This window comes from Crenobacter luteus, from assembly GCF_004345725.1.
In the GTDB taxonomy this organism is placed as follows: domain Bacteria; phylum Pseudomonadota; class Gammaproteobacteria; order Burkholderiales; family Chromobacteriaceae; genus Crenobacter; species Crenobacter luteus.
On sequence record NZ_SLXG01000023.1, the window covers coordinates 20042 to 44154 of the forward strand.

Consider the following 24113-nt stretch of genomic DNA (forward strand, 5'->3'; position numbering starts at 1 on the left):
GCCGACTAGATGCGCATCGGCATCACGATGTACTTGAAGTCGGGATTGTCCGGGATGGTGAACAAGGCCGAGCGGTTCGCGTCGCCGAACGCCAGCTGCAGCGTCTCGGCCGGCACGTTGGTCAGCACGTCCAGCAGGTAGTTGATGTTGAAGCCGATCTCGAGCGCGCCGCCCTGGTAGGCGATCTCCAGCTCTTCCTCGGCTTCCTCCTGCTCGCTGTTGGTACACAGGATCGACATCCGCCCCGGCGCGACCACGAGGCGCACGCCGCGGAACTTCTCGTTGGCGAGGATGGCGGCGCGCTGCAGCGCTTGCAGCAGCGTGACGCGGTCGATCAGGAAGATCTTGTCGTTGTCGAGCGGGATCACGCGGTTGAAGTCGGGGAACTTGCCGTCGACCACCTTGCTGATGATCACCGTGCTGCCGAACGAGAAGCGCACCTGGCTGGCCAGCAGCTCGATGTCGATGCCGTCGTCCGAATCGGCCAACAGCTTGTAGAGTTCGAGGATGGTCTTGCGGGGCAGGATCACCTCGGCGCGCGGCAGCGCGGCGTCGAGCTTGGCCGACGCGAGCGCCAGCCGGTGGCCGTCGGTCGACACCAGGCGCACGGTATCGCCGTCGGTCTGCAGCAACAGGCCGTTCAGGTAGTAGCGGATGTCCTGCACCGCCATCGCGTACTGCACCTGCGACAACAGCCGCTTGAGGTCCTTCTGCGCGAGGCGGAAGGCGGCGGTCGCCGCGCCGTTGGCCGACAAGAGCGGGAAGTCGTCGGCCGGCAGCGTCTGCAGGTTGAAGCGGCTCTTGCCGGCCTTCAGCGTCAGGCGGCCGTCGTCCTTCTCGAGCGTGACGGTCGAGGCGGCCGGCATCGCGCGCAGGATGTCGGCGAACTTCTTGGCCGAGGTGGTCAGGCGGAAGTCCTCGCCCGGCAGCGCCTCGGGGCTGGCCGTGGTGATCTGGATCTCCAGATCGGTGGCGAGGAAGCCGACCTCGCCGCCCTTCTTCTCGATGAGCACATTCGACAGGATGGGCAAGGTGTGGCGACGCTCGACGATGCCGGTCACCGCCAACAGCGGTTTCAGCAGGGCATCGCGTTCGGCTTGCAAAATCAACATGCTCAAAACTCCCGGGGACGGGACGGCCGGCGGGCCGCCCGGCAGGTTGGATCAGTTACGCAGCATCTGCAAAAGGGTATCGTAATCGTTGGCCATATCCGCGTCATTGCCGCGCAGCTCGGCGATGGTCTTGCACGCGTGCAGCACCGTGGTATGGTCGCGGCCGCCGAAGGCGTCGCCGATATTGGGCAGGCTCAAGGGCGTCAGCTCCTTGGCCAGCGCCATCGCGATCTGGCGCGGGCGCGCGATGTCGCGCGAACGCTTCTTGCTGTGCATGTCCGACAGCTTGATCTTGTAGAACTCGGCGACCGTCTTCTGGATCGCGTCGACGGTGACCTGGCGGTTGCCGGCGGCGAGGATGTCCTTGAGCGCTTCCTTGACCAGCTCGAGCGTGATCGGCTGGTTGGAGAAGCGCGAGTAGGCGACCACGCGCTTGAGCGCGCCCTCGAGCTCGCGCACGTTGGAGCGCACGTTCTGCGCGATGAAGAAGGCGACGTTGTGCTCGAGCTTGAGGTTGTCGGCCTCGGCCTTCTTCATCAGGATCGCGACGCGCATCTCGAGCTCGGGCGGTTGGATCTCGACCGTCAGCCCCCACGAGAAGCGCGAGATCAGCCGCTCGTCCATGCCCTCGATGTGGCGCGGGAAGGTGTCGCATGTCATGATCACCTGCTTGCCGCCCTCCAAGAGCGCGTTGAAGGCGTAGAAGAACTCCTCCATCGTGCGGTTCTTGCCGGCGAAGAACTGGATGTCGTCGATCAGCAGCAGGTCGAGCGAGTGGTAGTAGCGCTTGAACTCGTCGAAGGCCTTGTGCTGGTAGGCGCGCATGATGTCGGCGACGTAGCGTTCGGCGTGGATGTAGCGGATCTTGGCCGCCGGGTTCTTCTGGTAGACATGGTTGCCGATCGCCTGGATCAAGTGGGTCTTGCCGAGGCCCACCCCGCCGTAGACGAACAGCGGGTTGTACGCCGCGTCGCCCGGGTTCTCGGCGATCTGCAGCGCGGCGGCGCGCGCCAGCTGGTTGCCCTTGCCGGTGACCAGGCTCTCGAAGGTGAACGCCGGGTTCAGCCGCGTGCTCTCGTGGCCGGCGCCGATCGCCTTGACCGCCGCCTGCTTGGCCTGCGCCTGCATCGCGCTGCCGGCGGCGGCGCTGGCGGCCGGACGGGGGGCCGGCGGCGTCGCCGGCGCGGCCGGCGCCTTGCCCGGCGCGCCGACGCGCAACTCGATCGGCAACTCGCCGACCAGCTCGACCGCCAGCTCCTCGATACGGGCGAGGAAGCGGTCCTTGATGAACTGCAGGATGAAGCGGTTGGGCGCGAACAGCACGAGCGCGTCCTCGCCGGCCTCGGCCGTCAAGGGCTTGATCCAGGTATTGAACTGCTGCGAGGAAAGCTCACCGGCCAGGCGTGCCAGGCACGCCGGCCAGAATTGATCGCGATCGGTCATCGGTACCCAAAAACGTGAAGAAAGGCTCGCCCCGGCGGCTCCGGCCCGCGCGCCCTTCGGGACGCTGCGGGCCGGAACGGCGGCAGGGCGGACCGGCCGCGCCGCGGCGGCAGGGGAGCCGGCGGGCGACCGCGTCGGATAAGCGGGTGGTTAACCCGCGCATTTTACAGGGTTTGTGCCAAGTTATCCACAGACGGCGCCCGCCGCGCGGCGGCGCCCCCCGATTCAGGTTGACAGCCGACAACTTTGCCTGTGTAATCACGGGTTTATTTCCCATCCGGAATAGGAAATCGAATCATGAAACGTACTTACCAGCCGTCCGTCACCCGTCGCAAGCGCACCCACGGCTTCCTCGTGCGCTCCAAAACCCGCGGTGGCCGCGCCGTTCTGGCCGCCCGTCGCGCCAAGGGCCGCAAGCGCCTGGCCGTGTAAGCCTTGGCTTACCGCTTCCGCCGAGTGCACCGGCTTCTGAAAACGGATGAGTTCTCATCCGTTTTTCGTTTGCGCGGCGCGCGCAGCAATCTCTTCTTCCAGGTCTACGCCGCCCCCAACACGCTGGGCCACGCCCGGCTCGGTCTGGTGGTCGGCAAGAAGGTCGCCAAGCGGGCGGTGCGCCGCAACTACATCAAGCGCACCGTGCGCGAATGGTTCCGCCTCAACCAGGCCGAACTGCCGGCGTGCGACTTCGTGGTGCGCGCCCGGCTGGCATTCGGCCGCGACAATCGCAACGACGCCGTCACGGCATTGTCCGCGCTGTTTGCTAAACTAGCCCGATGTCGCGCTTGCTCATCCTCTTGATCCGTTTCTACCAGGTGGCGATCAGCCCGTGGCTGGCGCCGCGGTGTCGCTTCGCGCCGACCTGTTCGAGCTACGCGATCGAGGCGGTCAGGCGACACGGCGCCCTCAAGGGCGGCTATCTGGCCATCCGGCGGCTGACGCGCTGTCACCCCTGGGGTGGCAGCGGCTACGACCCGGTCCCCTAACTTTCCGGTTAACGAAGATGGATTCCAAGCGTCTCATTCTTTTCATCGCGCTATCCCTCGGCATCCTGCTGCTGTGGGACCACTACTTCGCGCCCAAGGCGCCGCCGGTAGCGGCCACGCAGACCGCGCCGACCACCGCGCCGGCCGCGACCGCGACGCCGGGCGGTGACGCCGCCCGCCTCAGCAGCGGCCAGCGCATCAAGGTGTCCACCGACCTGATCGACGCCGAGATCGACACCGTCGGCGGCGACCTGCGCCAGCTGACGCTCAAGGCCTTCGACTCGGCCACCGACGAGAAGAAGCCGTTCGAGCTGTTCACCGACAAGGGCGGCCGCGTCTACGTCGCGCAGACCGGGCTGATGTCGGGCGCCGAGGCGGCGCTGCCGACGCACAAGACCGTGTTCAGCGCCGAGAAGAGCGCCTACACGCTGAACGGCGACACGCTCGAGGTGCGCCTGACCGCGCCGGAGGCGGGCGGCGTCAAGGTGTCCAAGGTCTACGTCTTCAAGAAGGGCAGCTACCGCATCGACGTGCGCTACGACATTGTCAACGGTAGCGGCAAGCCGCTGACGGCGACCGCCTACTACCGCCTGCTGCGCGACGGCCAGGTCCCGGAAGGCGAGAGCCGCCTGACCCATACCTTCACCGGCCCGGCCGTCTACACCGCCGAGGGCAAGTTCCAGAAGGTCAGCTTCGAGGACGTCGCCCAGGGCAAAGGCAACTACGCACGGCACGCCGACAACGGCTGGGTGGCGATGGTGCAGCACTACTTCGTGTCGGCCTGGCTGCTCAAGCCCGAAGGCGGCGCCAGCGTGTGCGCCAACGACAAGGCCTGCCGCTTCGAGCTGAAGGAAAACGGCGGCCTGTACTCGGCCGCCACGCTGGTCGACCTGCCGGCGATCGCGCCGGGTGCCGCGAAGAGCCTTTCCGTGCCGCTGTACGCCGGCCCCGAGGAGTACAACACCCTGGTCAAGACCGCCGAAGGCCTGGAGCTGACCAAGGACTACGGCTGGGTGCATATCTTCGCCTCGCCGCTGTTCTGGCTGCTGACCAAGCTGCACGCGCTGGTCGGCAACTGGGGCTGGGCGATCGTGCTGCTGACCGTGCTGGTCAAGGCGGTGTTCTACCCGCTCAACGCCGCGTCCTACCGCTCGATGGCCAAGATGAAGGCGCTCGCGCCGCGTCTGGAACGCCTGAAGGAACAGTTCGGCGACGACCGCATGAAGATGCAACAGGCGATGATGGAGATGTACAAGACCGAAAAGATCAACCCGCTCGGCGGCTGCCTGCCGATCCTGGTGCAGATCCCGGTCTTCATCGGCCTCTATTGGGCGCTGCTGGCGTCGGTCGAACTGCGCCAGGCGCCGTGGGTGCTGTGGATCACCGACCTCGCGCGCCCGGACCCGTACTACGTGCTGCCGACGCTGATGGCGGTCACCATGTACCTGCAGACCTTCCTCAACCCGCCGCCGGCCGACCCGGTGCAGGCGAAGATGATGAAGATCATGCCGATCGCCTTCTCGGTGATGTTCTTCTTCTTCGCGTCGGGCCTGGTGCTGTACTGGCTGGTCAACAACATCCTGTCGATCGCGCAGCAATGGTACGTCAACCGCTCGATCGAGCAGGCCCGCAAGGCCGCGCTGCAAAGCTGAGCGGCCCCGCTCCCCTGAAAACGCCCGTCCCCGCGACGGGCGTTTTTGTTTGCGCCGCACCGGGCTCGGCCAACGTCAACGCGCAATGGCCAGCCGGCGCCGGTGCAAGCCGCGACACCGGCCGGTTCGGGCTCCCGTCGGCGCCGCCGGCCACCGCCCACCGGGCTCGGCCAACCCCGGCCTCATGCCGCGCGGTATACTTGGCGCATGAATCCGCTGCGCTACCCCGAATCCACCATCGCCGCCGTCGCCACCGCCCCCGGTCGCGGCGGCGTCGGCGTCATCCGCGTTTCCGGCCGCGCCCTGCTGCCGTTCGCCCAGGCGATTTCCGGCGGCAAGACGCCGAAAGCCCGCTACGCGACCTACACCGACTTCTACGACGCGGCGGGCGAGCCGATCGACAACGGCCTCATGCTGTACTTCCCCGGCCCGAACAGCTTCACCGGCGAGGACGTGCTCGAACTGCAGGGCCACGGCGGCCCGGTGGTGATGCAGATGCTGCTGTCGCGCTGCGTCGAGCTGGGCGCGCGCTTGGCCGAGCCCGGCGAATTCACCAAGCGCGCCTTCCTCAACGACAAGCTCGACCTCGCGCAGGCCGAAAGCGTCGCCGACCTGATCGACGCCTCAAGCGCCACGGCGGCAAAAAGCGCGCTCAAGTCGCTCAAGGGCGCGTTCTCGCACGACATCCACCAGCTGGTCGACCACCTGATCACGCTCAGGATGCTGACCGAGGCGACGCTCGACTTCCCCGAGGAGGACGTCGACTTCCTCGAGGCCGCCGACGCGCGCGGCCAGCTCAACCGCATCCGGGCCGAACTCGACGCCGTGCTCGGCCACGCGCGCCAGGGCGCGATCCTGCGCGAAGGCATGCACGTGGTGCTGGTCGGCGAGCCGAACGTCGGCAAATCGAGTCTGATGAACGCGCTGGCCGGCGACGAGATCGCCATCGTCACCGACATCGCCGGCACCACGCGCGACACGGTGCGCGAGGAGATCCTGATCGACGGCGTGCCGGTGCACGTGATCGACACCGCGGGGCTGAGGGAAACGGAAGACGTGGTCGAGAAGATCGGCATCGAGCGCACTTGGGCGGCGGTCGGCAAGGCCGACCTCGCGCTGGTGCTGGTCGACAGCCGCAGCGGCGTCACCGCCTCGGTCGAGGCGCTGCTCGAGCGCCTGCCGCCGGCACTGCCGCGCGTCACGGTGTACAACAAGGTCGACCTCTCCGGCGAAGCCGCCGGCCAGATCGAAGAGGAAAACGGCCCGGCGGTGCGCCTGTCGGCCAGAACGATGGCGGGCGTGCCGGAACTGCGCGCGCTGCTGTTGCAGGCGATCGGCTGGCACGGCGCCGAAGAAGGGCTGTACCTCGCGCGCGAGCGGCACCTGGACGCGCTACGCCGCGCCCGCGCCCACCTCGACGCGGCCGAGGCCGCCTACCAGCAGATCGAACTGATGGCCGAGGAGCTGCGCATGGCGCAGTCGGCGCTGTCGGAGATCACCGGCGAATTCACGCCGGACGATTTGCTGGGGGTGATTTTTTCGAGGTTCTGTATCGGGAAATAATTTCACTTCCGCAGACGTTCGCCAGACCCCGAAAAACCTCAAATCAACACGCGGGCGCTCATACCGTCATGCATCCTGCTCAAGGGCAGCCACAATCTGCCGCACGGCCTGCGCAACGGAGAACTGCCGTTCGAACAGCTGCTTGCACCGTTGGGGCAACTCAGCATCGCGATCAACCTGTGCCAGCAGGTCCAGAGCCAGTGCTTCCAGCGCATTCACGTCGTTCGTCTCGCAAGCTCGCCCTATCTGCTCGCGACGAATCAAGTCGGCAAGGTCGTTGCCTGCATTCACATTGGCCAACACCGGTAAGCCGCTTTGCATGTAGGTCAGGAACTTACCAGGGATGTTGTGCGACTTGTGACGCGGGTCCAGCGCCACGATGCCCACGCTGCACTGGGCGTATAGATCAGGAATCTCATCTGGATCGATCTCGTCAAAGAACAAGACGTTGTTCAGGCCTCGATTCTGAGCCGATGACGCAAGGCGTTTGGCATCGCGCCCACGCCCAACCAGCACAAAGCCCACATCCTGCCGCCCTGCAAAACGCTCGGCCAAGTCCAGCACAATGTCCATGCCCTGCGCCACCCCCATGTTGCCGGCATACACAAAGACCTTTCGTCCAGCCAGCGGCGTATCGACTATGCGGATGGAGCAAGGCCGCTGCGCGGGCTTGTCCAGCCAGTTTTGCAGCACCTCCAGCTTGCGTCCAAGGCCTTGCTTCCAGCGCATGAAATACGCCTCGTTACCCGGCGTCTGCACGCCAATCGTGTCAGCCACCGAGTACTGGTAACGCGCCACTGCATCGAAAAAGCGGTAAGGCAGGCCGCGGCCCATCAATCCCATGTCCACCGCCCACTCCGGGAAGATATCGCGGACGATCAGGTAACCCTTACAGCCGCTCCGTCGTTTTAATGCCTGGGCCAGCGGTCCATGAAAGATGGAAGGCGCATACCAAATCACGCCCCCCCACCTCTCGTCAGCCAAGGGACTCTGGCAATACGCCCTCAGCATGGCGTAAGGCATCAGGCACTCGCCCAGCGTGCGGCGCACATAGCCAATGTCTTTGGTACGCGGGGCGCGCAAACGGGCCACTTGCACCCCGTCCACCTCTTCCAGTTTCCACAGCTCACGCTGGTCAGCATTCGGCAACAGCACGGTCAAGGTATGGCCCTGCCTAGCAAATTCACGCGACAGATCGCGCAGTTGCACCGCACCCGACGTGCGCAAAGGGGGGAAGGTATCAGCAATCAGCACAAGACGCATCAATCAGGCACCCGCTCAATACTTCTTCCACACCACACGGTTCACATAGTCCGTATAGCTGTGAATAATGCGCACCACTTTGTCACTGACGTTGGGCATGCTGTAGTCGGCCACTTGGCGCAGTAACCTGGATTTCCCGCGAGGTTGGGTTTCGAGAATGGAAAGCCCCTGCATGACCCGATCAACATCTAGGCCGACCATCATGACTGAAGCCTCCTCGAAAGCTTCATGCCGTTCCTGTGTTTCGCGCAAGTTCAGTGCGGGGAAATTCAGGATAGAAGATTCCTCACTGATGGTACCGCTGTCGGACAGCACAGCTTTTGCCGAGCGCTGCAGGCTGACGTAGTCGGTAAAGCCAAGGGGCTTCATGAGTTTGACCTTTTCGTGAAAGGTCACGCCCATTGCCTGAACGCGCTTTTGGGTACGTGGATGGGTTGAAACGATGACAGGCAACTGATAATGCTTCGCCACTGCGTTCAGCAAATGTACCAGACGTGAGAAGTTGACTTCAGAGTCGACATTCTCTTCACGATGCGAGCTGACCAAGAAATATTTTCCCGACTCAAGGCCCAGGTGTTCTAATGCAACAGACCGGTCAATGCTGTCTCGGTAGTGGTCGAGGACTTCAGCCATTGGGCTACCTGTCTTGATAATCAGGTCTGGGGGCAAACCTTCACGTAAGAGGCATTCGCGAGCAATGTCGCTGTACGTCAGGTTGACGTCGGACGTGTGGTCCACAATTCGTCGGTTGGTTTCCTCCGGCACCCGCATGTCGAAGCAACGGTTCCCCGCTTCCATGTGGAAAATTGGAACCTTTCGACGTTTGGCTGGAATCACTGACAGACAGCTATTGGTATCCCCAAGCACAAGCAATGCATCCGGCTTTTCCTTGACAAGAAATTTATCGATATTTCCGATCACGTTTCCGATGGTTTCGGCAGCACTTGACCCCGCAGCATTTAAAAAATGATCCGGGCTCCTTATCCCTAAATCATCAAAAAAAATTTGATTTAGTTCGTAGTCGTAATTCTGACCTGTGTGCACGATAACGTGATCACAAAATTGATCCAATTTTGCCATGACGCGGGAAAGCCGGATGATTTCCGGGCGCGTACCCACCACCGTCATTACTTTGAGTTTTTTCATAGCGAAGATTCAGGTTTCACTTGATGGATTTATTCTTCTGGCTCAATATTTTCGCCTTTGACAAGCGCCTGAATGAATCGTAACTTCATCAGCAAATCGCACATGCCATTAACGTCGAGTCGAGTGGCGTTGTGAGAGTTATAATCTATGGCCTCGGAGATCTTAACCTCACCCTGCTCGACGTATTTCCCGTAGTTCAAGTCGCGTAAATCTGGTGGTACGCGGTAGTATCCTCCCAGGTCCTCAGCGGCAAACATTTCTTCTCGGCTAAGCAGTGCCTCGTATAACTTCTCACCATGACGGGTGCCAATAACATTAATCGGATGATCGGACGCCCCCAGCAGACCTGTCAGAGCCTTGGCGAGGGTTTCAATCGTTGCAGCGGGTGCCTTTTGTACGAATATTTCACCAGGTTTTCCATGCTCGAATGCGTACAGCACTAGATCCACTGCATCATCCAAAGTCATCATGAAACGAGTCATGTTCGGATCGGTAATAGTTAGAGGCTGGCCTGCTCGGATTTGATTAGTAAACAGCGGAATAACGGATCCACGCGATGCCATTACATTTCCGTATCTGGTTGCACAGATGATGGTGGCCGCAGATGAGCGAGATTTTGCAACGACAACCTTTTCCATCATCGCCTTGCTGATTCCCATTGCATTGATGGGATATACCGCCTTGTCCGTGCTTAAGCAGACCACGCGCTTTACCCCGCAGTTGATGGCCGCCTCAAGCACATTTTCCGTACCCAATATATTGGTTTTTACAGCTTCCATTGGGTGAAATTCACAAGAAGGCACTTGTTTCAAGGCCGCAGCGTGGTAAATAAAGTCGACCCCTCTTACGGCACTCAAGACAGACCGATAATCTCTTACATCCCCAATGTAAAATTTCAATTTCGGATTATTAAACTTCTTGCGCATGTCATCCTGTTTCTTTTCATCTCGACTCAGGATGCGAATTTCGCTCAAATCAGAATTCAGGAAGCGCCGCAATACAGCATTGCCAAATGAACCAGTTCCGCCAGTGATTAGTAAAATTTTGTTTTCGAACACACTAATTTCCTTTTCCCAACTTTAACCAAATTCTTTCATTGATTGGACCAGTTGATCCCATGCTTTTGGCTGGAAGCCAGTAGCTTGCCTGAAGCGACTGGAATCCAGTGAGCGGTCAATGAAAAAATCGTCTTCGGGGATAATATTAATATTTTTCCCATAGTGCTGCGCTATTAGTGCCAATAAGTCGAATTTGTTGATCGGCTCTGCCGACACGTGATACAGGCCATGCAAGTCTGTATTTGGAAGAACGTGCTCCAATATGACTCGTCCTAGCTCCACGGTAGGCAGTCCCGAGAAGGTGGCGCGTCTGAAACCGGAAACCTGCCCGTGCTGCGCGAGAAACCAGCACACCAGGCTGCGGCTACCGTTCAATTCATGCCCAATAATCGATGTGCGCAAAGTAACTGCATGCGGGTAATCAACCTCGCCCAGATACTTGCTTCTGCCATAAAGGTCGTCTGCGTCCGCAAAATCGGTTTCGGTATACAGACCTTTTCTTCCGGAAAAAACGCAATCGGTACTGATATGTATGAGCCGGGCGCCAAATAAGCCACAGATTTCGGCCAGCCGATGTGGTAACAGCGCGTTGATCGGAATGGCGGCCAGAGGCAATTCCGATTCCGACAACTGTTTGACCAGCCCGATGCAATTCACGACGGCATCCGGGCGCACCCTCGCCATCAGGCGCAACAGATGCTCGTTGTTCTCCACATCGACGCCGATCACCAGTTGAGCGTGGACCTCATGCGGCAGCAGTTCTCTTGCCGATGGCGAGCGAACCGTGCCAAACACTTCTATGCCGGGATGCACATGGAACAGCCGTAGCAACGTGCTGCCCAACATTCCCGTTGCTCCAAGAATAAGTACTCGCATGATTTTTTCCTGGTTGATTAAGAGCTGCTAACAAAACCTCAATCGAGCAACCGTAAGGTCTTGATCCGGCATGCACCGGCTCGCGGGGAAATTAGGTTTTGTTAGGGAAGGTCTGAACAAGTCCGCTTTTCACTGATCAGCTACCCGGGAGCTTGGTCGCTGTTCAGCCACCGCTGCCGCGACCTGCCTGTCCGACACGGCGACGGGGCCGGGGCAGACCGGCCAGCGCTGTTCAGGCCAGATTGGCCAGCCGCTTGCAGGCCATCCAGATATTGGCCAAGGCAAGCAGCGTGAACAGCTGCGCGGTATTTTTGGCCAGACCTTGGTAGCGAACCTTGACATGGCCGAACTGCCGTTTAATCACCCGGAATGGGTGTTCCACTTTCGCCCGGATTTTGGCTTTGACTGTTTCCACCTGCTCGGCCCAACGATCATCGGGCGAATCCGTCAATGCCTTGCGTTGACCCGGTCGCATCGCGACCTACCAGTTCACCGAGCGCTGTTGAGGCTCTGCCTGTTTGTGAATGCCGGTGAAACCGGCATCGCCAAACACATCGCTTTCTTCGCCATGCAACAGTTGGTCGACTATGACAATATCCGCCACGTTGGCGGCCGTTCCCGCGACGTGGTGCACCAGGCCGGACTGGGCGTCGACGCCGATATGGGCTTTCATGCCGAAGTACCACTGATTGCCCTTCTTGGTCTGGTGCATGTCGGGATCGCGCCCCCCCTTTGGCGTTCTTGGTTGAGCTGGGGGCGTGAATCAAGGTGGCATCGACGATGGTGCCTTGCCTGAGCAGCAGACCTTTGGCGGAGAGGTACCGGTGGATGGCGTCGAACAGCGCGCGGGCCAATTGGTGCTTCTCCAGCAAATGACGGAAGTTGAGCAGCGTGGTTTCGTCGGGAATGGCGTCGATGCCAACGCCGGCGAAGCGCCGCATGGGGGCGATTTCGTACAAGCTTTCTCCCATCGCCAGGTCGGACAGGCCATACCACTGCTGCAGGCAGTGGATGCGCAGCATGGAAGACAAAGGATAAGGGCGACGTCCGTGGTCGGCCTTGGGGTAAACCGGCTCGATCACTGCCTCCAGTTCCGTCCACGGCATGACCTGCTCCATCTCGGCCAGAAAGATTTCCCGGCGGGTCTGCTTTTTCTTGGCAGTCTGCTCGAGGTCGGTGAAGGTCATTTGCTGGCGCATGGTGGAGTCCGGAACATGCTGTTTGATTGGAGTCAGTTTACCCGGTAGAGCAGGACTTGTTCAGACCTTCCTTAGCGACTCTAAGGCTTGGCGGTCCCCGCGAGCAATGCTTGCAGGATGCGGCGGCACGCCTTGCCGTCACCGTAGGGGTTGTGCGCGCGGGACATCTGCTCGTACAGTGCGCCGTCTGACAGCAGGGCCGACAGCGCCGGGACGATACGGCTGGCGCTGGAGCCGACAAGCCGCACGGTACCGGCCTCGACCGCTTCGGGCCGTTCGGTCACGTCGCGCATCACCAAAACTGGCTTGCCAAGGCTCGGGGCCTCCTCCTGGATGCCTCCGCTGTCGGTCAGCACTACGTGGCAATGCTTGAGGAGATAAATGAATGGCTCATAGTCCACTGGCTCGATCAGAGCAATATTTGGCACGCCGCTGAGCAGGCGGAACACAGGCTCGCGAACGCTCGGGTTGAGGTGGACCGGATAGACGAAATGCACATCCGGGTGCATGCGGGCCAGTTCGCCCAGCGCGCGGCAGATGTCGAGGAAGCCCTCGCCGAAATTTTCCCGGCGATGGCCAGTGACAAGCACGAAGCGCTTGGTCCGCCAGTCGAAATCGAGCCGGGCATCGAGTGTCGCAACGATGCCAGCGCGGCGCTTCGCGTCGCGCTCGATGCGCTCGAGCGACAACAAGAGCGCGTCGATCACCGTGTTGCCAGTCACGCTGATCAATTCCGGACGCACGCCTTCTTTCAACAGATTCTTGCGGCTGGTCAGCGTTGGCGCGAAATGCCACTGAGCCACGATGCTCGCGACCTTGCGGTTGAATTCTTCCGGAAACGGTGCGGAAAGATTGAATGACCGTAGTCCCGCTTCCACGTGCCCGACAGGAATACTTGCGTAGAAACTGGCCACGGATGCGGCAAACGCCGTGGTGGTGTCGCCATGCACCAGCACCACGTCCGGTTTGCTGGCGCTGAACACGGCGGGCAATTCCGTCAGAACGGCCGAAGTAAGGCTGTTCAGATTCTGGTTCGGGCGCATCAGGTCGAGGTCGTAGTCGGGCACGATGCCAAAGGTGGCCAGCACCTGGTCCAGCATGTGGCGGTGCTGCGCAGTCACGCACACAGCCGATTCGAAATCCCGACTGTCGTTCAGTGCATGGACCAGCGGAGCCATCTTGATGGCTTCAGGCCTGGTTCCGAAAACGGTGAGTACTTTCATAAATCCCTGTTCATATTTTTGTCACGGCGCGCACGACCGTGGCGGATTGGCTTATGGTGGCAGCGATGGTCTCGGTGGCGATGGCGATTTGAGTTTCCATCTGCTGGAACAGCGCCTGCACCTTTGCCCCCTGCACGGCTACCGGGGCATCATGGTCCAACGCACGATCGGTCGATATGCCAGCTTTGACAAAGCGCTTTAAGGTAGGGTGGCCGTAGTGAACGGGGACGATGCCCCAAGCCAAGTAGGAAAACAGCTTGGAAGGCGCGCAATACTTGTTGTTCAGCGAGCCGCGAGCGCCATTGGTGAATGGGTAGCAGATCAAGCCATACCCGTAACCCTGCTCGGCGATCTGCTGGAACGGACGCGGTTGCAGCGAGTTGAAAACCTGCGGCGGCTGCTGGTCCAAGTATTTGGTGACATAACAGTCAAGGTCGGCGGTACCGATCTTGAACTGGGCGCACATGCGCACTAGGCTTACTTCGCTGTCGATCACGCCAGCGTAGACCACGCGCCGCGATTTGGCACGCTCTTGTTCGGCTTCCACTTTATGGTCGAAGTTCGGCAGCACTACTGCATGCATGGCGCGCATTCTGGGGAAATAGCGCTTGCGCAGCTTCAGCCGCATCGGCTCGACATCCAGAAACAAGTCGTAGCGATGCGCCGAGACGCGAAACGCCTTGGTCAGCAGGCCCGAGTCGAACTCGAACAGCTCGGGCTGGTAGGTGATCAGGTGAGCGCCCGGGAATATAAGCCGCAAAAGGAACACGAACGGTACTTGGTAGGAGCCGAACGTAATGATCGCGTCTGGCGCCTTACGCGCCCTGATCGCAGCCCACAGAGAAAACAGCAGGGGCAGCAGGTGTTTCAGCTTGGTGTCGTATGCACGCTGCAGCCAGCCTGCGCGCACCGCGTCGATCGGGTTGTGGACTGTATGCGCGGCCGACAGCTGGTCCAGCAACTTCCAGAACGACGGGTATGCAAATTGGCGACGATACGGCGATAGTACGTGGATATACATGTAAAGGTACTTAAGTAGACGGCGTGGGGCAGCGCATCAAAGATGCCTAGATGCTCAAAAATGTGCGCCAGCGCTGGCTGAATTCCTTGACTCCTACGCCCGGGACAAGCGGCTGCAAGGGCTCGCCCGAGCGGATCCGGTCAATCAGCGCGCCGATGCGTTCAATGTCGCAAAGGATCGAATCGGGGAAGCCGTAACCGTGGTTAATAGCATGCTCGGTGGTCAGAACCAGGCAGCCGGACGCGGCTGCATCAAGGATCACGCCGGACGCGCGTACCTCGTAGCTGTCGTCAAATTCGACTGCGATCACATGGCAGCTACGATACAGTGCATCGTATTCATCCTTTGGGATGCCTTTGCGGACGAACTCGATCTCGATGCTCGGATGATCGACAAAGGCGTCGACGGGCTCGCCTTGAATGAACAGGCGGATTTCGCGGGCGCCGGTCGCCTGCTGCAGCTGCGCGAGCAGCCGCTGCGGGTCTATGAACTTGCGTACTCTAGGGCGCACTCCGGGAACCAGCACCCGCAGCGCCGCCCCACCAGAAAACTTCTCGCGTAGGAGTCGCTCGCTTTCGGCCTTATCGACGATACGCGATGGGAGTGCTGGCGGCCGGGCGCCGGCGACACTGCCGAAAAGGTCCGACACGGCATCGGCATAGGTCGCAAAGCGGAAGCACTTGGATAACACTGGCAGCAGGCGCGAGTGCAGGCGCACCCGTGAATTGGGCATGAAGTGGTAGATCGCATAAGTCTTGCGCAACAAAGCCAAGGGCGCCAGCATGGCAAGCTGGTTGACTTTGGCTGAAAGGAATACCACTTTGGCGTAACGGAACAACAACGCACTACGCAGCGCGCGCAGCACGCTACCCATGCCATCACGCACATCGCACTTCAGATAATCGCACTCTACCCCAGGCAAAGCCTGGCGAATTGCTTCGAAGTCGTCGTCATACGAACCGTGTTCGCTGTACAGCAGGTCTACGAATAGAACTTTGTTATCGCTCATGAAATTATTCACGCTGTACGTTCGTTACGCCAAGGACGCCGGGCGGCTTTGCGCGGGAGACAAGCGGTGCGCCACTTGCTGCAGGGAGAACACCGGCTCTCCGGGACCTCCTTCTTCATCCGGATTGAGCCATAGCAGCGTGCCGACACCGGCCGCAGCACCCGCCTGCATGTCAGTCCGCTTGTCACCCACCATGACAGAAAGAGACATGTCGATACCGAACTCTTCTCGCGCCTGCAACAGCATCCCGGGGGCCGGCTTTCGCATCGTGCTGTCCCTCAGGTAGCGGCCCACGCCATGCAGCGGATGATCCGGACAGAAGTAAACGGCGTCGATGTCCGCGCCGCGCGCTGCGAACTGGGCTTTCATCCATTCCGTCAGCACCAGGAACTCGTCCTCGCTGTAATAACCGCGGCCAATCCCGGCCTGGTTAGTCACCACGATCACGAGGTAGCCGAATTCACGCGCTTTCCTGGCAAGCTCGAAAATCCCGTCGATGAATTCGAAGGACTCCTGCTTATGGACATAGGCGTGATCGATATTAATCACGCCGTCCCGGTCAAGAAACAAGGCGCGGCGCATCATGCAAGCCCAGCCAGTAGGTGCTGTGCCCGCGCGTAATCACTGGGAACCCCAATGTCGATGAACAAGCCGCTTGCCACGTGCAGCGCGACTGCCGCGCGCTCGACCAGCGGTGCGAGGAAATCGGTCTCCAGCGAGAATCGCGCCCCAGGCTCGACACCTGCGAACTGGTCGGCGTGAAAGACGTAACATCCGGCGTTGATTAGCCCCGGCCCGGCCAGGTCCTTCTCAGCAAAACGAACCACATGCCCCTGGTCGGCTTCCAAACGGCCGTAGCGCTCAGTATCCTCCACCTCGCGCGCGACAATCACTGGCTCCCGCGCGCGCTGCCACATGGCGTCGACGGCGCGCGCGTCCAGGTCGAGGAAGGTATCGCCGTTGAATACGAAGAAATGATCTTCGCGCACCAGCCGGGCCGCCTGGGACACTGCGCCCCCAGTTCCAAGTGGCTCGCTCTCCACCGAGTAGTCGAGCTCAATGCCTGCAAAACAGCAGCCGAAATAGCCGGATATCTTCTCGGCCATGTATCCGGTCGAAAGGATTACGCGCGAAAATTCCTTAGCCGCCAGCGAACGTAGTAGCAGCTCGAGGAAAGGCCGGCCCGCAACCGGCGCCATTGGCTTGGGTAAATCGGACACGACTGTACGCAAGCGCGTGCCCCTGCCTCCTGCTAAGACGATTGCCTCCATCAAACCGTAGCTCCGAAGATGACGTTCTCGATCATCCCGCACAGGGTGTGGCCCAGCACGAGGTGACCCTCCTGGATCTTGGGCGTATCGGCCGATGGCACTTCCAGGATGTGGTCGCACAGTTCCGGCATCGGTCCTCCGCGGTTGCCCGTCAGGCCAATGCATACTAGGCCACGCTCGCGCGCTTCTCGGAGCGCCAGCAGGATATTGGGCGACTTGCCGGACGTCGAGTAGGCGATGAAAACATCGCCTTTCTGAGCGTGCGACTGGATCTGGCGCGCGAACAGGCGCTCGTAGCCGTAGTCGTTGCCAATCGCGGTCAAAATTGAGGTATCGGTGGTTAGCGCGACCGCCGGAAGGCCAGGGCGGTCGAAGGCAAAACGGCTCACCAGTTCACCTGCAATGTGCTGGGCGTCCGCTGCGCTGCCGCCATTACCGGCTAGTAATATTTTGTTGCCGCTCTTCATGGCATGAATACACGCCTCGGCAGCCGCCTCCACGCGTGCCAGCAGCGTGTCGTCCGCTAACATGGCTGACATGACCCGTTGGGCTTCTTGAATCTGGGATGTGATATAACTTCTCATGCAATTCTCCAGGCTTGCGAGCCATATTTAGTAAAGTGGCAGTTGCTCACCTGCCCACCAAAGCCATTCAGGGTACGGATCACGTCCATGCGCTTCTCTGCTGGCACAAAGAACCACATGAAGCCGCCGCCCCCTGCACCGGAAACTTTCCCTGCCAAGGCTCCCGCCTGAACGGTTGCATCGTAGATGGCATCGATTTGCGGATTAGATACTGTCTTGGCTGAGCGTTTCTTATTTTCCCAGCCCAAGCGCATGGACTCAACTAGGCCCTCAAAGTCCCCACGCAACAAACATTCCTTCATCGCCAATGCCTCGCGCTTGATACCATGCATCGCCTCCAACGCATCTGTAGCGCCGGATTTCACATTGCTGCTCTGATCGGCGATGATGTGCGCCGATTCTCGCGAAACGCCGGTGAAGTAAAGCACCAAAGACGACTCCAGTTCGCAAACAATCCAGTTCTTGATGCGCAGCGGATTGATGACGGCACGCTCGTCGTTATAGAACTCCATGAAGTTGAAGCCGCCGAATGTCGCCGAATACTGATCCTGCCGGCCCCCTTGGAGCCCGCAGTCCACCCGCTCGATCTGATGGGCCATGTGGGCGATGGTGTAGTCGTCCAGCGGCAAGTTCAGCAGTTCCGCGAAGGCGCGGATCATCGCCACCACCAGCGTGGAGGAAGAACCCAACCCGGATCCAGCAGGGGCGTCGCAGAACGTGCTCAATTCCAGCGGAATTGGCTTGCTGGCATTGAAATTTTGAACGATGTGGTTGTACACCGCCTTGTGCAAATCGAGCTTACCATCGAGCGGCAAGGTCGTTTGCACCGGTACAACCGTCTCGACACGCTGGTCGGTGGCGATGAAGCGGACCACCGGCTCATCCAGTGTCTTGATCACGGCATAGGCGTAGCGGTCAATGGCCGCATTCAGCACATAGCCACCATACATGTCGCAATACGGCGAAACGTCAGTGCCGCCACCGGCCAGTCCGAGGCGCAGTGGTGCGCGGGAGCGGAAAATGGGCATCGCATCTCCCCGATCAGCGATTCAAGGGAATGCGACCCTTGGCGATTTCATTTCGCCAGTGGTTCAGCAGGTCTTCAAACATCTTTCTTGCAGGAATCTCTGGCCTCCAATCGATCGCCGCACGAATCTTCGTGTTGTCGAACATCTGATAGTCGGCATCGATCGGCCGCAGGCGGTCTTGATCGGTCACGACCTTGATGTCAGTGCGACGGCTGAATCCAAGCAGAATCTCGATCACTTCCGGCAGCTGGAAAGCCTCTTCGCCGGCGATGTTGAAATAGTCGCCACAGGAGATCTTGCCCTGGGCGCTCGCTTCCAGCAAAAGGAAGTAGGCCCGGACGGCATCTCGCGCATCCTGAAAAGTCCGAGTGCTGGAGAGATTGCCGACGCGAATCTCCGGCGCCTGGTAGCCGGCCTCGATCAGCGCAATCTGTTTCGCCACGGTGCTCTCGAAGAACACGTCGCTCCGTCGCGGGCCGGAGTGCGTGCCCATACGGGTCACGAAAGTACGTAGGCCGTACGCCTCGCCATAGAAGCGGCCCAGATAATCGGTGCCGATCTTGCTAATGCTGTACGGGCTTGCACCATGAAAGGGCGTGTCTTCCGCAAGCGGAATACCGGGCTTGGCGCGCCCATAGACTTCGCTCGAAGAGCAGATATGGACGACCGGGTCATAGCCGTCGGATTCCTTCTGTTGGCGGACGGCCTCAAGCAGATTGGCTGTTCCGATGATGTTGGTCTGTAGTGTCTCGATCGGAATATCAAATGATGTCTTCGGGTACGACTGCGCGGCCAAGTGCGAGATGTAATTCGGTCGGGTGGATTTAAGCATGCGCGCAAGAGCAGAGTAGTCATTCAAGTCGGCGTAGTGCAGGCTGATGCGATCCTTGCGATTTATCCGGTCAGTCAGATGATAGAGGTTATCCATCGGTTCCTGCCATCGCATCATGCCGACGACGTCGTACGATGTGCGTTCGAGTACATAATCGGCAAGCTGCGAGCCTACTTGGCCTGTAATCCCGGTTATCAATATCCTTTTAGTCATAAAACTCTCTCAGAATTGGAAAACGATGCAGACTCTAGGCGAGCCGCCTCACAAAGTGTGCGCGGGGGCCGCCCAAGTAATCTGGCAAAAACTGGTGATATCATAGAAATGACGCGAGGTCGGTTTTTGAAAAAATCGGGGCCAGGCTCCGTTACTTTGAAGCGCAGATCATGAAGGTAAGCTTCGCGAAGGCATTCGGCAAAATCGATTCTTGAAATCACTTTCGGGCCGCCGAAGTTAATGACCTGCTCGGGCATCTCATCCCAACGCTCAGCTAGCTTCAATGCGCCAGTGACGACGTCATCCCTATGGACGATAGCGCGAAAAAACGGATGAAACAGGTCGGCTTCCTCGTTTCGCTCCGCGCACCCGGCTAGGTAGCGACTGAACTTGTCTTCGCGAGAATACACGTAAGAAAGACGAATCGCTTTAAACGAAGGGTTCCCGGCAAAACGTTGCTCAACCTCATACTTCATTACTGCATATTCACCGGCAGGATTGCAACTGGCTCGCTCTTCGAATTCATCTACATGCTCTCCATAGATTGTGTCGCTGGAGAAAAAAATTACTCGGCCACCACGCGCAATCACATTCTCTATGAGCTCTGTTGTACCAGTGACGTTTACAGCCCATGCTCGGTCGTGCTCACGGACACAGATATCTGGTGCCGAAATGGCAGCAGTTAAGAAGACAACATCACCATCATTAATCGGCAGATCGGCGCCATCCTGTCGGACTTCGAGACGCAAGCGAAGAAATCCTTCGGACGGCGACGATGCGGTACGCAAGCCGATGATTCCATCGGGAATCGAGGCGTATAGTTTGGCACCAAGGTAACCATGGCCACCAATTACGATATATCTGCTGGCCACCATCACTGACATACCTCGCACACGTTGACGGTACCGACTAGGTTGATGTCGAGTGTATCCGCCGGGCACAGCCACAAGGCTGCAGGGTAGCTCTGCACCGCTAAACGGTGAATTACGCCCAGGCAGTTCCGATCGACATCAAACAAGGGGGCTGTCGAGTTAAAGTACAGACCGACCGGGCGGCCCCCACATTCGTACAGGTAATCGGTCATGTGCGTACCGACCATACTACCGATACCGGTAATCATTATATTCAAATTTTCCTCCTGCTTGTGCTTTCGTCTACATCCGGCTGTGGCAGCTTTACCCTCTCAAGCCAGTAGCAATTGCGGATCACAACCCACAGCACCCCGAGCAAGAAAGAAATCTTCAGCGTGTAGCCAAGGTTGAGGATTAGAAACACGCCAAATGTCATATATAACGCAAATTTTAGCGCAGTCATTCGCCGCGCCGGACGATAGATCCAGACTAGGAACGCCAGTGCCAGTGCCAAGCCAGAATAGCCGAACTTGATCATCAAGTAACCCAAGTTATGGGGAGTGGTGATCTTTCCGGAATTGATTTGCTGCTCGCTATAGTCGTCCGGCCCCAAATAATTGGGAAAGTCATCGGACAGGTTGATATAGCCACCCAGCCCGCCACCGAACACTTGATGCCACCAGGCGCTGTCAAAAAAAGTTGTTATTTCTGCCACGCGAACGTGAACGCTGTGCGGCAGCAAGGCTATGTTGGATCCCGCTAAGATATCTAGCACCGACAGCAGCTGCTGCAGCTTCAGGTCGCCCGCACCGTCCAAAGGCGCCGTCATAAGATGAATAAGAAACACCATTACACCTGCAATGGCGACAAGGCCGACCGGAAAGCGGACTAACAGAAAAATGAAAAAGACGAATATTGCAAGCAATGTCTGTGAGCCGATACCGTAGTAACCGAGCCAGTAATCCGAACTGATGTAATGAAATACCAGAGCGCCGAAGAGGCCGATGATCACCCAGCGCAAGCGGTTCGGTGCGGACATCAACAGCAGTGCGAACACCAGGAAAAAACCAGTCAACTCGTCTAAAGTGTCTAGGAATTTCGCTTCTGTGTAGGTCGACAGCTTCGGGTTTTCGATGCCTCCGAAAGCAAAAATGCTTATCTTTGCCAACGTAATCAGCGCGCAGGCCGATAATACCAGAAAGAACTGATGCTCAGACAATTTGCGGAAACGGAGCGCCGCCAACGGGACTGACGCGATTACCAGCAGATCGACGATAACGGGCGATATGCCGACCTCGAATACGTTGCCCACACTGAGAGCGAACAACCCGACGATGCATAACGCCGTGATTACCACGCCGGCCATCGTAATCCGCACCTGGGTCACCAGCAACGATACCCCCAGCAACAGGAACGGCAATCCTGGAACTACGCCGTTGTTCCAGACATTTAAGCTGGTATAGGAGAACGACGAACCGAGCAGCAATACCAACAGTGCAAGCTCGTCCTTTTTCTTAACCGTCCAATATAGGAAGCCGACCAGCGAGAACACTAGGTACAGTGGGCTCAGCCCCGGTAGGCTTGAGACCAGATGCACTACCGCCGTGACCAGATAGGGCACAACCTGAGTCCGTCGGTATTCCTCGCTGCGCTCAGACAAAGCCGCCGAGGCCATCATACCGCTTCTCATAGCGTGAGGGGATAGTACCCGACTGCATTTAATTGGCATGCTGCCGTCCTGGCGTAAGAAGATGCCGCCCGTGGAAAGCCACCGGTAACAGCGCACCCAGCCACGCAGCTGCGAACGCCAGACCCGGCAGCACGCCACTGAAATGGTTCTTGATGAGTAGTGCTGGAAGGACATAGGTAACGCCTACAATCAGTACTGGCAAAGCCATCGCGACCAAGCCATATCTAGACAGGCTGAAGTCCAGCACGTGTAGCTTGAAATACACAAGCCCGGCTGTTGTGGTCACCACTGCCGAACACAACATCGACAAGGCGAATACGGAATCGCCAAAACGGTTGCGCAGTACGAGGAACGAGCACAGGTAACCTGCCATAAACCCTATATTGGTGAACACACTGAAATGCGGCTTGCCTGTGGAAGTAGCGATGGCGCCCGGGAACCACAAGTTGCTGCTGACTAAGGTCGCCCCCGCCAGGATCGCAAAAGTGCCGAGCAAAGCTTCGCGGCCAATGAGTCCCTTGAACACGCTGAGAAAAAATTCGCCGTTTGTCAGAAACAGCACTGCGGCAGCCAAGACCAAGAAATTGTTGAGGGCTGAAAGCAGCATGAAGACGCGGCGGATCTGCTCGTAGTCGCGCTGAATGTAAAGCTCGCGGAAACGGGGACTGAAAGCGGCCACCGCCGAATTCACGAACAGGTTCAGCAGTGCAGCGATCTGTGCCGCGAAGGTGTACTCGCCTAGCATCCGCAAATTCAGTGCGCCGTATGCGAGAATCTTGTCAAAATTGGTCGACAGTGTTGACATCAGGTTGGCGGCAATAAGCGCGGGCAGCAGTTGGCGTTCGCAAGTGGCCTGCTGTGCATGCACACCTTGCCCGGCACGCACCTTCCCGATCAGACACCATAGTACGATCAGTTCGAAAAGGCTGAACAATACATACAGCAGGGCCAGCGTAACCACTGAACGGACTCCGGCCACCCACAGGCAGAGCAGCAGGAACAACGGACGCCCGACATTGAAAACAGTAGTTACGAAGTAGTATTGCGTCTGACTTTGCTGCCCCAGCATGTTGCCTTTTAATACCGCGCAGAAAGCGCGCGGAAACACATTTACGACCGCAAGGCTAATCAGCACACGCATGTCGCCATCGCTGATAGCCTCGAACGCGTAGTTGGCAGCAACGGCAAGGCTCGCGGCGAGCGCAAGCCATAGCATGCCTGCTCGCAGGGTACGATCGTGCCGCCATTCGTAGCTGGCACCGGTCGAATTGGCAATTGCTTTCATCTGCAGCGTATAGCCTTGCAAGGCAGCTTCCACACACTGGAGCGCCGCCACGTACAATAGGAAGAAGGCGTAACGCGCCCAGTTCTCCGTGCCCAGCGAAAACACGATCACTGGCACGATCGCGGTGGCCAGAAAAATCGATACCCCAGTCGAGAATACCGCGATCAACGTGTTGATCGTTACCTTATTGTAGAAGTTGCTATTGCTAATCATGATTTCAGCGGCTTTGTTGAGTAATTCTGGGTGGGGTGAGTTCCGGGCGTGTCCGAATTTTTGTGTAAACGGGGTTGAACTCAGTTTTGGGAAATCCGCTCCCCGAACTGGATGGTAAAGCGAGTGAGGGCCGCCTTCCAATCCCGGATGGGCATGGTCCATTTTTTGCTGATGTTGCGCAGTGCCAGGTAGAAGAGCTTCAGCAAGGACTCGTCGCTCGGAAACGAGCCCCGGTTCTTGGTCAATTTCCGCAAGCTCATGTTCACCGACTCGATGGCGTTGGTTGTGTAGATGACCTTGCGAATCGCCGGCGGTGTCGCATCCCGGACGATCATCTATGCAAACGCATCGGGAAACTGACCCTTGCCCGCGAGGGTTTGGGTAAGCTTCTGCAAACGCTACAGGCTGAGTCCCGATGATCGTCAAGCTTCACCAGCAGGCCCGCACCACGCCGGCCATCCGTGCGGAAATCCGCCAGGCTACCGGTACGCTGGTCGAACTGGCTGCGCGTTACAACGTCACCGTCGATACCATCCGCAAATGGAAGCATCGCGACAGCGTCGAGGATCGCTCGCACACCGCGCATCGCTTGCAAACC

Annotated in this window: 22 protein-coding genes and 3 pseudogenes; 6 read left to right on the plus strand and 19 right to left on the minus strand. The window is 59.1% G+C overall.

All coding sequences use genetic code 11. The annotated features are described in order from the left end of the window. Positions 1-5: 5 nt before the first annotated feature. Both dnaN and dnaA read right to left on the minus strand, forming a co-directional pair. Entirely contained in the window at positions 6-1112 is a 1107-nt protein-coding gene (gene dnaN, locus EV683_RS12130) for a DNA polymerase III subunit beta (RefSeq protein WP_066613943.1), read from the minus strand. A 51-nt stretch (positions 1113-1163) separates the two neighbouring features. After that, on the minus strand, positions 1164-2555 hold the full coding sequence (dnaA, locus tag EV683_RS12135) for a chromosomal replication initiator protein DnaA (protein ID WP_131862956.1): 1392 nt from the start codon (positions 2553-2555) through the stop codon (positions 1164-1166). Positions 2556-2852: 297 nt separating this feature from the next. Between dnaA and rpmH the strand changes: the two genes are divergently transcribed. The 5 genes from rpmH (at position 2853) to mnmE (ending at position 6753) form a co-directional block, all read left to right on the plus strand. After that, complete coding sequence (gene rpmH, locus EV683_RS12140; protein ID WP_004283944.1) at positions 2853-2987, plus strand: 50S ribosomal protein L34; 135 nt, start codon at positions 2853-2855, stop codon at positions 2985-2987. A 3-nt stretch (positions 2988-2990) separates the two neighbouring features. After that, a complete protein-coding gene (rnpA, locus tag EV683_RS12145; protein ID WP_131862957.1) occupies positions 2991-3353 on the plus strand; it encodes a ribonuclease P protein component in 363 nt (120 codons plus the stop codon). Continuing rightward, the gene (yidD, locus tag EV683_RS12150) at positions 3329-3538 is read left to right on the plus strand and encodes a membrane protein insertion efficiency factor YidD (protein ID WP_131862958.1); all 210 of its coding nucleotides are present in this window, start codon (positions 3329-3331) and stop codon (positions 3536-3538) included. The genes rnpA and yidD overlap by 25 nt, the downstream gene beginning before the upstream one ends. A 17-nt stretch (positions 3539-3555) precedes the next feature. Then, entirely contained in the window at positions 3556-5190 is a 1635-nt protein-coding gene (gene yidC / locus EV683_RS12155) for a membrane protein insertase YidC (protein WP_066613939.1), read from the plus strand. Positions 5191-5406: 216 nt separating this feature from the next. Next, positions 5407-6753 (plus strand): tRNA uridine-5-carboxymethylaminomethyl(34) synthesis GTPase MnmE, encoded by a 1347-nt coding sequence (gene mnmE, locus EV683_RS12160; RefSeq protein WP_424948510.1) that lies wholly within the window; start codon positions 5407-5409, stop codon positions 6751-6753. A gap of 66 nt (positions 6754-6819) precedes the next feature. Here mnmE and EV683_RS12165 read toward each other — a convergent pair whose 3' ends face one another. From EV683_RS12165 to EV683_RS12245, 17 genes and pseudogenes are all read right to left on the minus strand, one after another. Further along, positions 6820-8016 (minus strand): glycosyltransferase family 4 protein, encoded by a 1197-nt coding sequence (locus tag EV683_RS12165; RefSeq protein ID WP_131862960.1) that lies wholly within the window; start codon positions 8014-8016, stop codon positions 6820-6822. Positions 8017-8031: 15 nt separating this feature from the next. Next, positions 8032-9162, minus strand: a complete 1131-nt coding sequence (gene wecB / locus EV683_RS12170; protein WP_131862961.1) for a non-hydrolyzing UDP-N-acetylglucosamine 2-epimerase — start codon at positions 9160-9162, stop codon at positions 8032-8034. Positions 9163-9191: 29 nt separating this feature from the next. Then, positions 9192-10220, minus strand: a complete 1029-nt coding sequence (locus EV683_RS12175) for a polysaccharide biosynthesis protein (RefSeq protein ID WP_131862962.1) — start codon at positions 10218-10220, stop codon at positions 9192-9194. 21 nt (positions 10221-10241) lie between these two features. Next, on the minus strand, positions 10242-11096 hold the full coding sequence (locus EV683_RS12180; RefSeq protein ID WP_131862963.1) for a dTDP-4-dehydrorhamnose reductase family protein: 855 nt from the start codon (positions 11094-11096) through the stop codon (positions 10242-10244). A 232-nt stretch (positions 11097-11328) separates the two neighbouring features. Then, positions 11329-12295: pseudogene (locus EV683_RS12185) on the minus strand (IS5 family transposase). Between the two features lie 80 nt (positions 12296-12375). Next, positions 12376-13518, minus strand: coding sequence for a non-hydrolyzing UDP-N-acetylglucosamine 2-epimerase (gene wecB, locus EV683_RS12190; protein WP_131862964.1), 1143 nt, complete (start codon positions 13516-13518; stop codon positions 12376-12378). A 10-nt stretch (positions 13519-13528) separates the two neighbouring features. Continuing rightward, a complete protein-coding gene (locus EV683_RS12195) occupies positions 13529-14539 on the minus strand; it encodes a hypothetical protein (RefSeq protein ID WP_131862965.1) in 1011 nt (336 codons plus the stop codon). Between the two features lie 46 nt (positions 14540-14585). Beyond that, positions 14586-15548: a hypothetical protein gene (locus tag EV683_RS12200; RefSeq protein ID WP_131862966.1), complete on the minus strand. Its 963-nt coding sequence runs from the start codon at positions 15546-15548 to the stop codon at positions 14586-14588. Between the two features lie 24 nt (positions 15549-15572). Next, the gene (gene gmhB, locus EV683_RS12205) at positions 15573-16133 is read right to left on the minus strand and encodes a D-glycero-beta-D-manno-heptose 1,7-bisphosphate 7-phosphatase (protein WP_131862967.1); all 561 of its coding nucleotides are present in this window, start codon (positions 16131-16133) and stop codon (positions 15573-15575) included. After that, positions 16130-16819, minus strand: coding sequence for a nucleotidyltransferase family protein (locus tag EV683_RS12210; protein WP_131862968.1), 690 nt, complete (start codon positions 16817-16819; stop codon positions 16130-16132). The genes gmhB and EV683_RS12210 overlap by 4 nt, the downstream gene beginning before the upstream one ends. Beyond that, complete coding sequence (locus EV683_RS12215; protein ID WP_131862969.1) at positions 16819-17403, minus strand: D-sedoheptulose 7-phosphate isomerase; 585 nt, start codon at positions 17401-17403, stop codon at positions 16819-16821. The genes EV683_RS12210 and EV683_RS12215 overlap by 1 nt, the downstream gene beginning before the upstream one ends. After that, positions 17400-18431, minus strand: coding sequence for a GHMP family kinase ATP-binding protein (locus EV683_RS12220; RefSeq protein WP_131862970.1), 1032 nt, complete (start codon positions 18429-18431; stop codon positions 17400-17402). The genes EV683_RS12215 and EV683_RS12220 overlap by 4 nt, the downstream gene beginning before the upstream one ends. A 13-nt stretch (positions 18432-18444) precedes the next feature. Next, positions 18445-19476, minus strand: coding sequence for a GDP-mannose 4,6-dehydratase (locus tag EV683_RS12225; protein ID WP_131862971.1), 1032 nt, complete (start codon positions 19474-19476; stop codon positions 18445-18447). After that, the gene (locus tag EV683_RS12230) at positions 19473-20360 is read right to left on the minus strand and encodes an NAD-dependent epimerase/dehydratase family protein (protein ID WP_207910458.1); all 888 of its coding nucleotides are present in this window, start codon (positions 20358-20360) and stop codon (positions 19473-19475) included. Before EV683_RS12230 ends, EV683_RS12225 begins: the two co-directional genes overlap by 4 nt. Positions 20361-20601: 241 nt before the next feature. Next, on the minus strand, positions 20602-22005 hold the full coding sequence (locus EV683_RS12235) for a hypothetical protein (protein WP_165916833.1): 1404 nt from the start codon (positions 22003-22005) through the stop codon (positions 20602-20604). A 40-nt stretch (positions 22006-22045) separates the two neighbouring features. Then, positions 22046-23515, minus strand: coding sequence for a lipopolysaccharide biosynthesis protein (locus EV683_RS12240; protein ID WP_131862973.1), 1470 nt, complete (start codon positions 23513-23515; stop codon positions 22046-22048). 80 nt (positions 23516-23595) lie between these two features. Beyond that, positions 23596-23829, minus strand: a pseudogene (locus EV683_RS12245) (transposase); the annotation flags it as partial. Between the two features lie 101 nt (positions 23830-23930). Here EV683_RS12245 and EV683_RS12250 point away from each other — a divergent pair. After that, a pseudogene (locus EV683_RS12250) lies at positions 23931-24113 on the plus strand (IS481 family transposase); the annotation flags it as partial.

What these genes read in the sequence shown, in the direction of transcription:
- EV683_RS12240 (WP_131862973.1), bottom strand. Translation starts at nt 23,515, where the DNA reads ATGATTAGCAATAGCAACTTCTACAATAAGGTAACGATCAACACGTTG.
- EV683_RS12225 (WP_131862971.1), bottom strand. Translation starts at nt 19,476, where the DNA reads ATGACTAAAAGGATATTGATAACCGGGATTACAGGCCAAGTAGGCTCG.
- EV683_RS12210 (WP_131862968.1), bottom strand. Translation starts at nt 16,819, where the DNA reads ATGGAGGCAATCGTCTTAGCAGGAGGCAGGGGCACGCGCTTGCGTACA.
- dnaA (WP_131862956.1), bottom strand. Translation starts at nt 2,555, where the DNA reads ATGACCGATCGCGATCAATTCTGGCCGGCGTGCCTGGCACGCCTGGCC.
- yidD (WP_131862958.1), top strand. Translation starts at nt 3,329, where the DNA reads ATGTCGCGCTTGCTCATCCTCTTGATCCGTTTCTACCAGGTGGCGATC.
- EV683_RS12200 (WP_131862966.1), bottom strand. Translation starts at nt 15,548, where the DNA reads ATGAGCGATAACAAAGTTCTATTCGTAGACCTGCTGTACAGCGAACAC.
- EV683_RS12195 (WP_131862965.1), bottom strand. Translation starts at nt 14,539, where the DNA reads ATGTATATCCACGTACTATCGCCGTATCGTCGCCAATTTGCATACCCG.
- yidC (WP_066613939.1), top strand. Translation starts at nt 3,556, where the DNA reads ATGGATTCCAAGCGTCTCATTCTTTTCATCGCGCTATCCCTCGGCATC.
- wecB (WP_131862961.1), bottom strand. Translation starts at nt 9,162, where the DNA reads ATGAAAAAACTCAAAGTAATGACGGTGGTGGGTACGCGCCCGGAAATC.
- rpmH (WP_004283944.1), top strand. Translation starts at nt 2,853, where the DNA reads ATGAAACGTACTTACCAGCCGTCCGTCACCCGTCGCAAGCGCACCCAC.
- wecB (WP_131862964.1), bottom strand. Translation starts at nt 13,518, where the DNA reads ATGAAAGTACTCACCGTTTTCGGAACCAGGCCTGAAGCCATCAAGATG.
- EV683_RS12215 (WP_131862969.1), bottom strand. Translation starts at nt 17,403, where the DNA reads ATGAGAAGTTATATCACATCCCAGATTCAAGAAGCCCAACGGGTCATG.
- EV683_RS12180 (WP_131862963.1), bottom strand. Translation starts at nt 11,096, where the DNA reads ATGCGAGTACTTATTCTTGGAGCAACGGGAATGTTGGGCAGCACGTTG.
- gmhB (WP_131862967.1), bottom strand. Translation starts at nt 16,133, where the DNA reads ATGATGCGCCGCGCCTTGTTTCTTGACCGGGACGGCGTGATTAATATC.
- EV683_RS12230 (WP_207910458.1), bottom strand. Translation starts at nt 20,360, where the DNA reads ATGTCAGTGATGGTGGCCAGCAGATATATCGTAATTGGTGGCCATGGT.
- dnaN (WP_066613943.1), bottom strand. Translation starts at nt 1,112, where the DNA reads ATGTTGATTTTGCAAGCCGAACGCGATGCCCTGCTGAAACCGCTGTTG.
- EV683_RS12165 (WP_131862960.1), bottom strand. Translation starts at nt 8,016, where the DNA reads ATGCGTCTTGTGCTGATTGCTGATACCTTCCCCCCTTTGCGCACGTCG.
- EV683_RS12235 (WP_165916833.1), bottom strand. Translation starts at nt 22,005, where the DNA reads ATGATGGCCTCGGCGGCTTTGTCTGAGCGCAGCGAGGAATACCGACGG.
- EV683_RS12220 (WP_131862970.1), bottom strand. Translation starts at nt 18,431, where the DNA reads ATGCCCATTTTCCGCTCCCGCGCACCACTGCGCCTCGGACTGGCCGGT.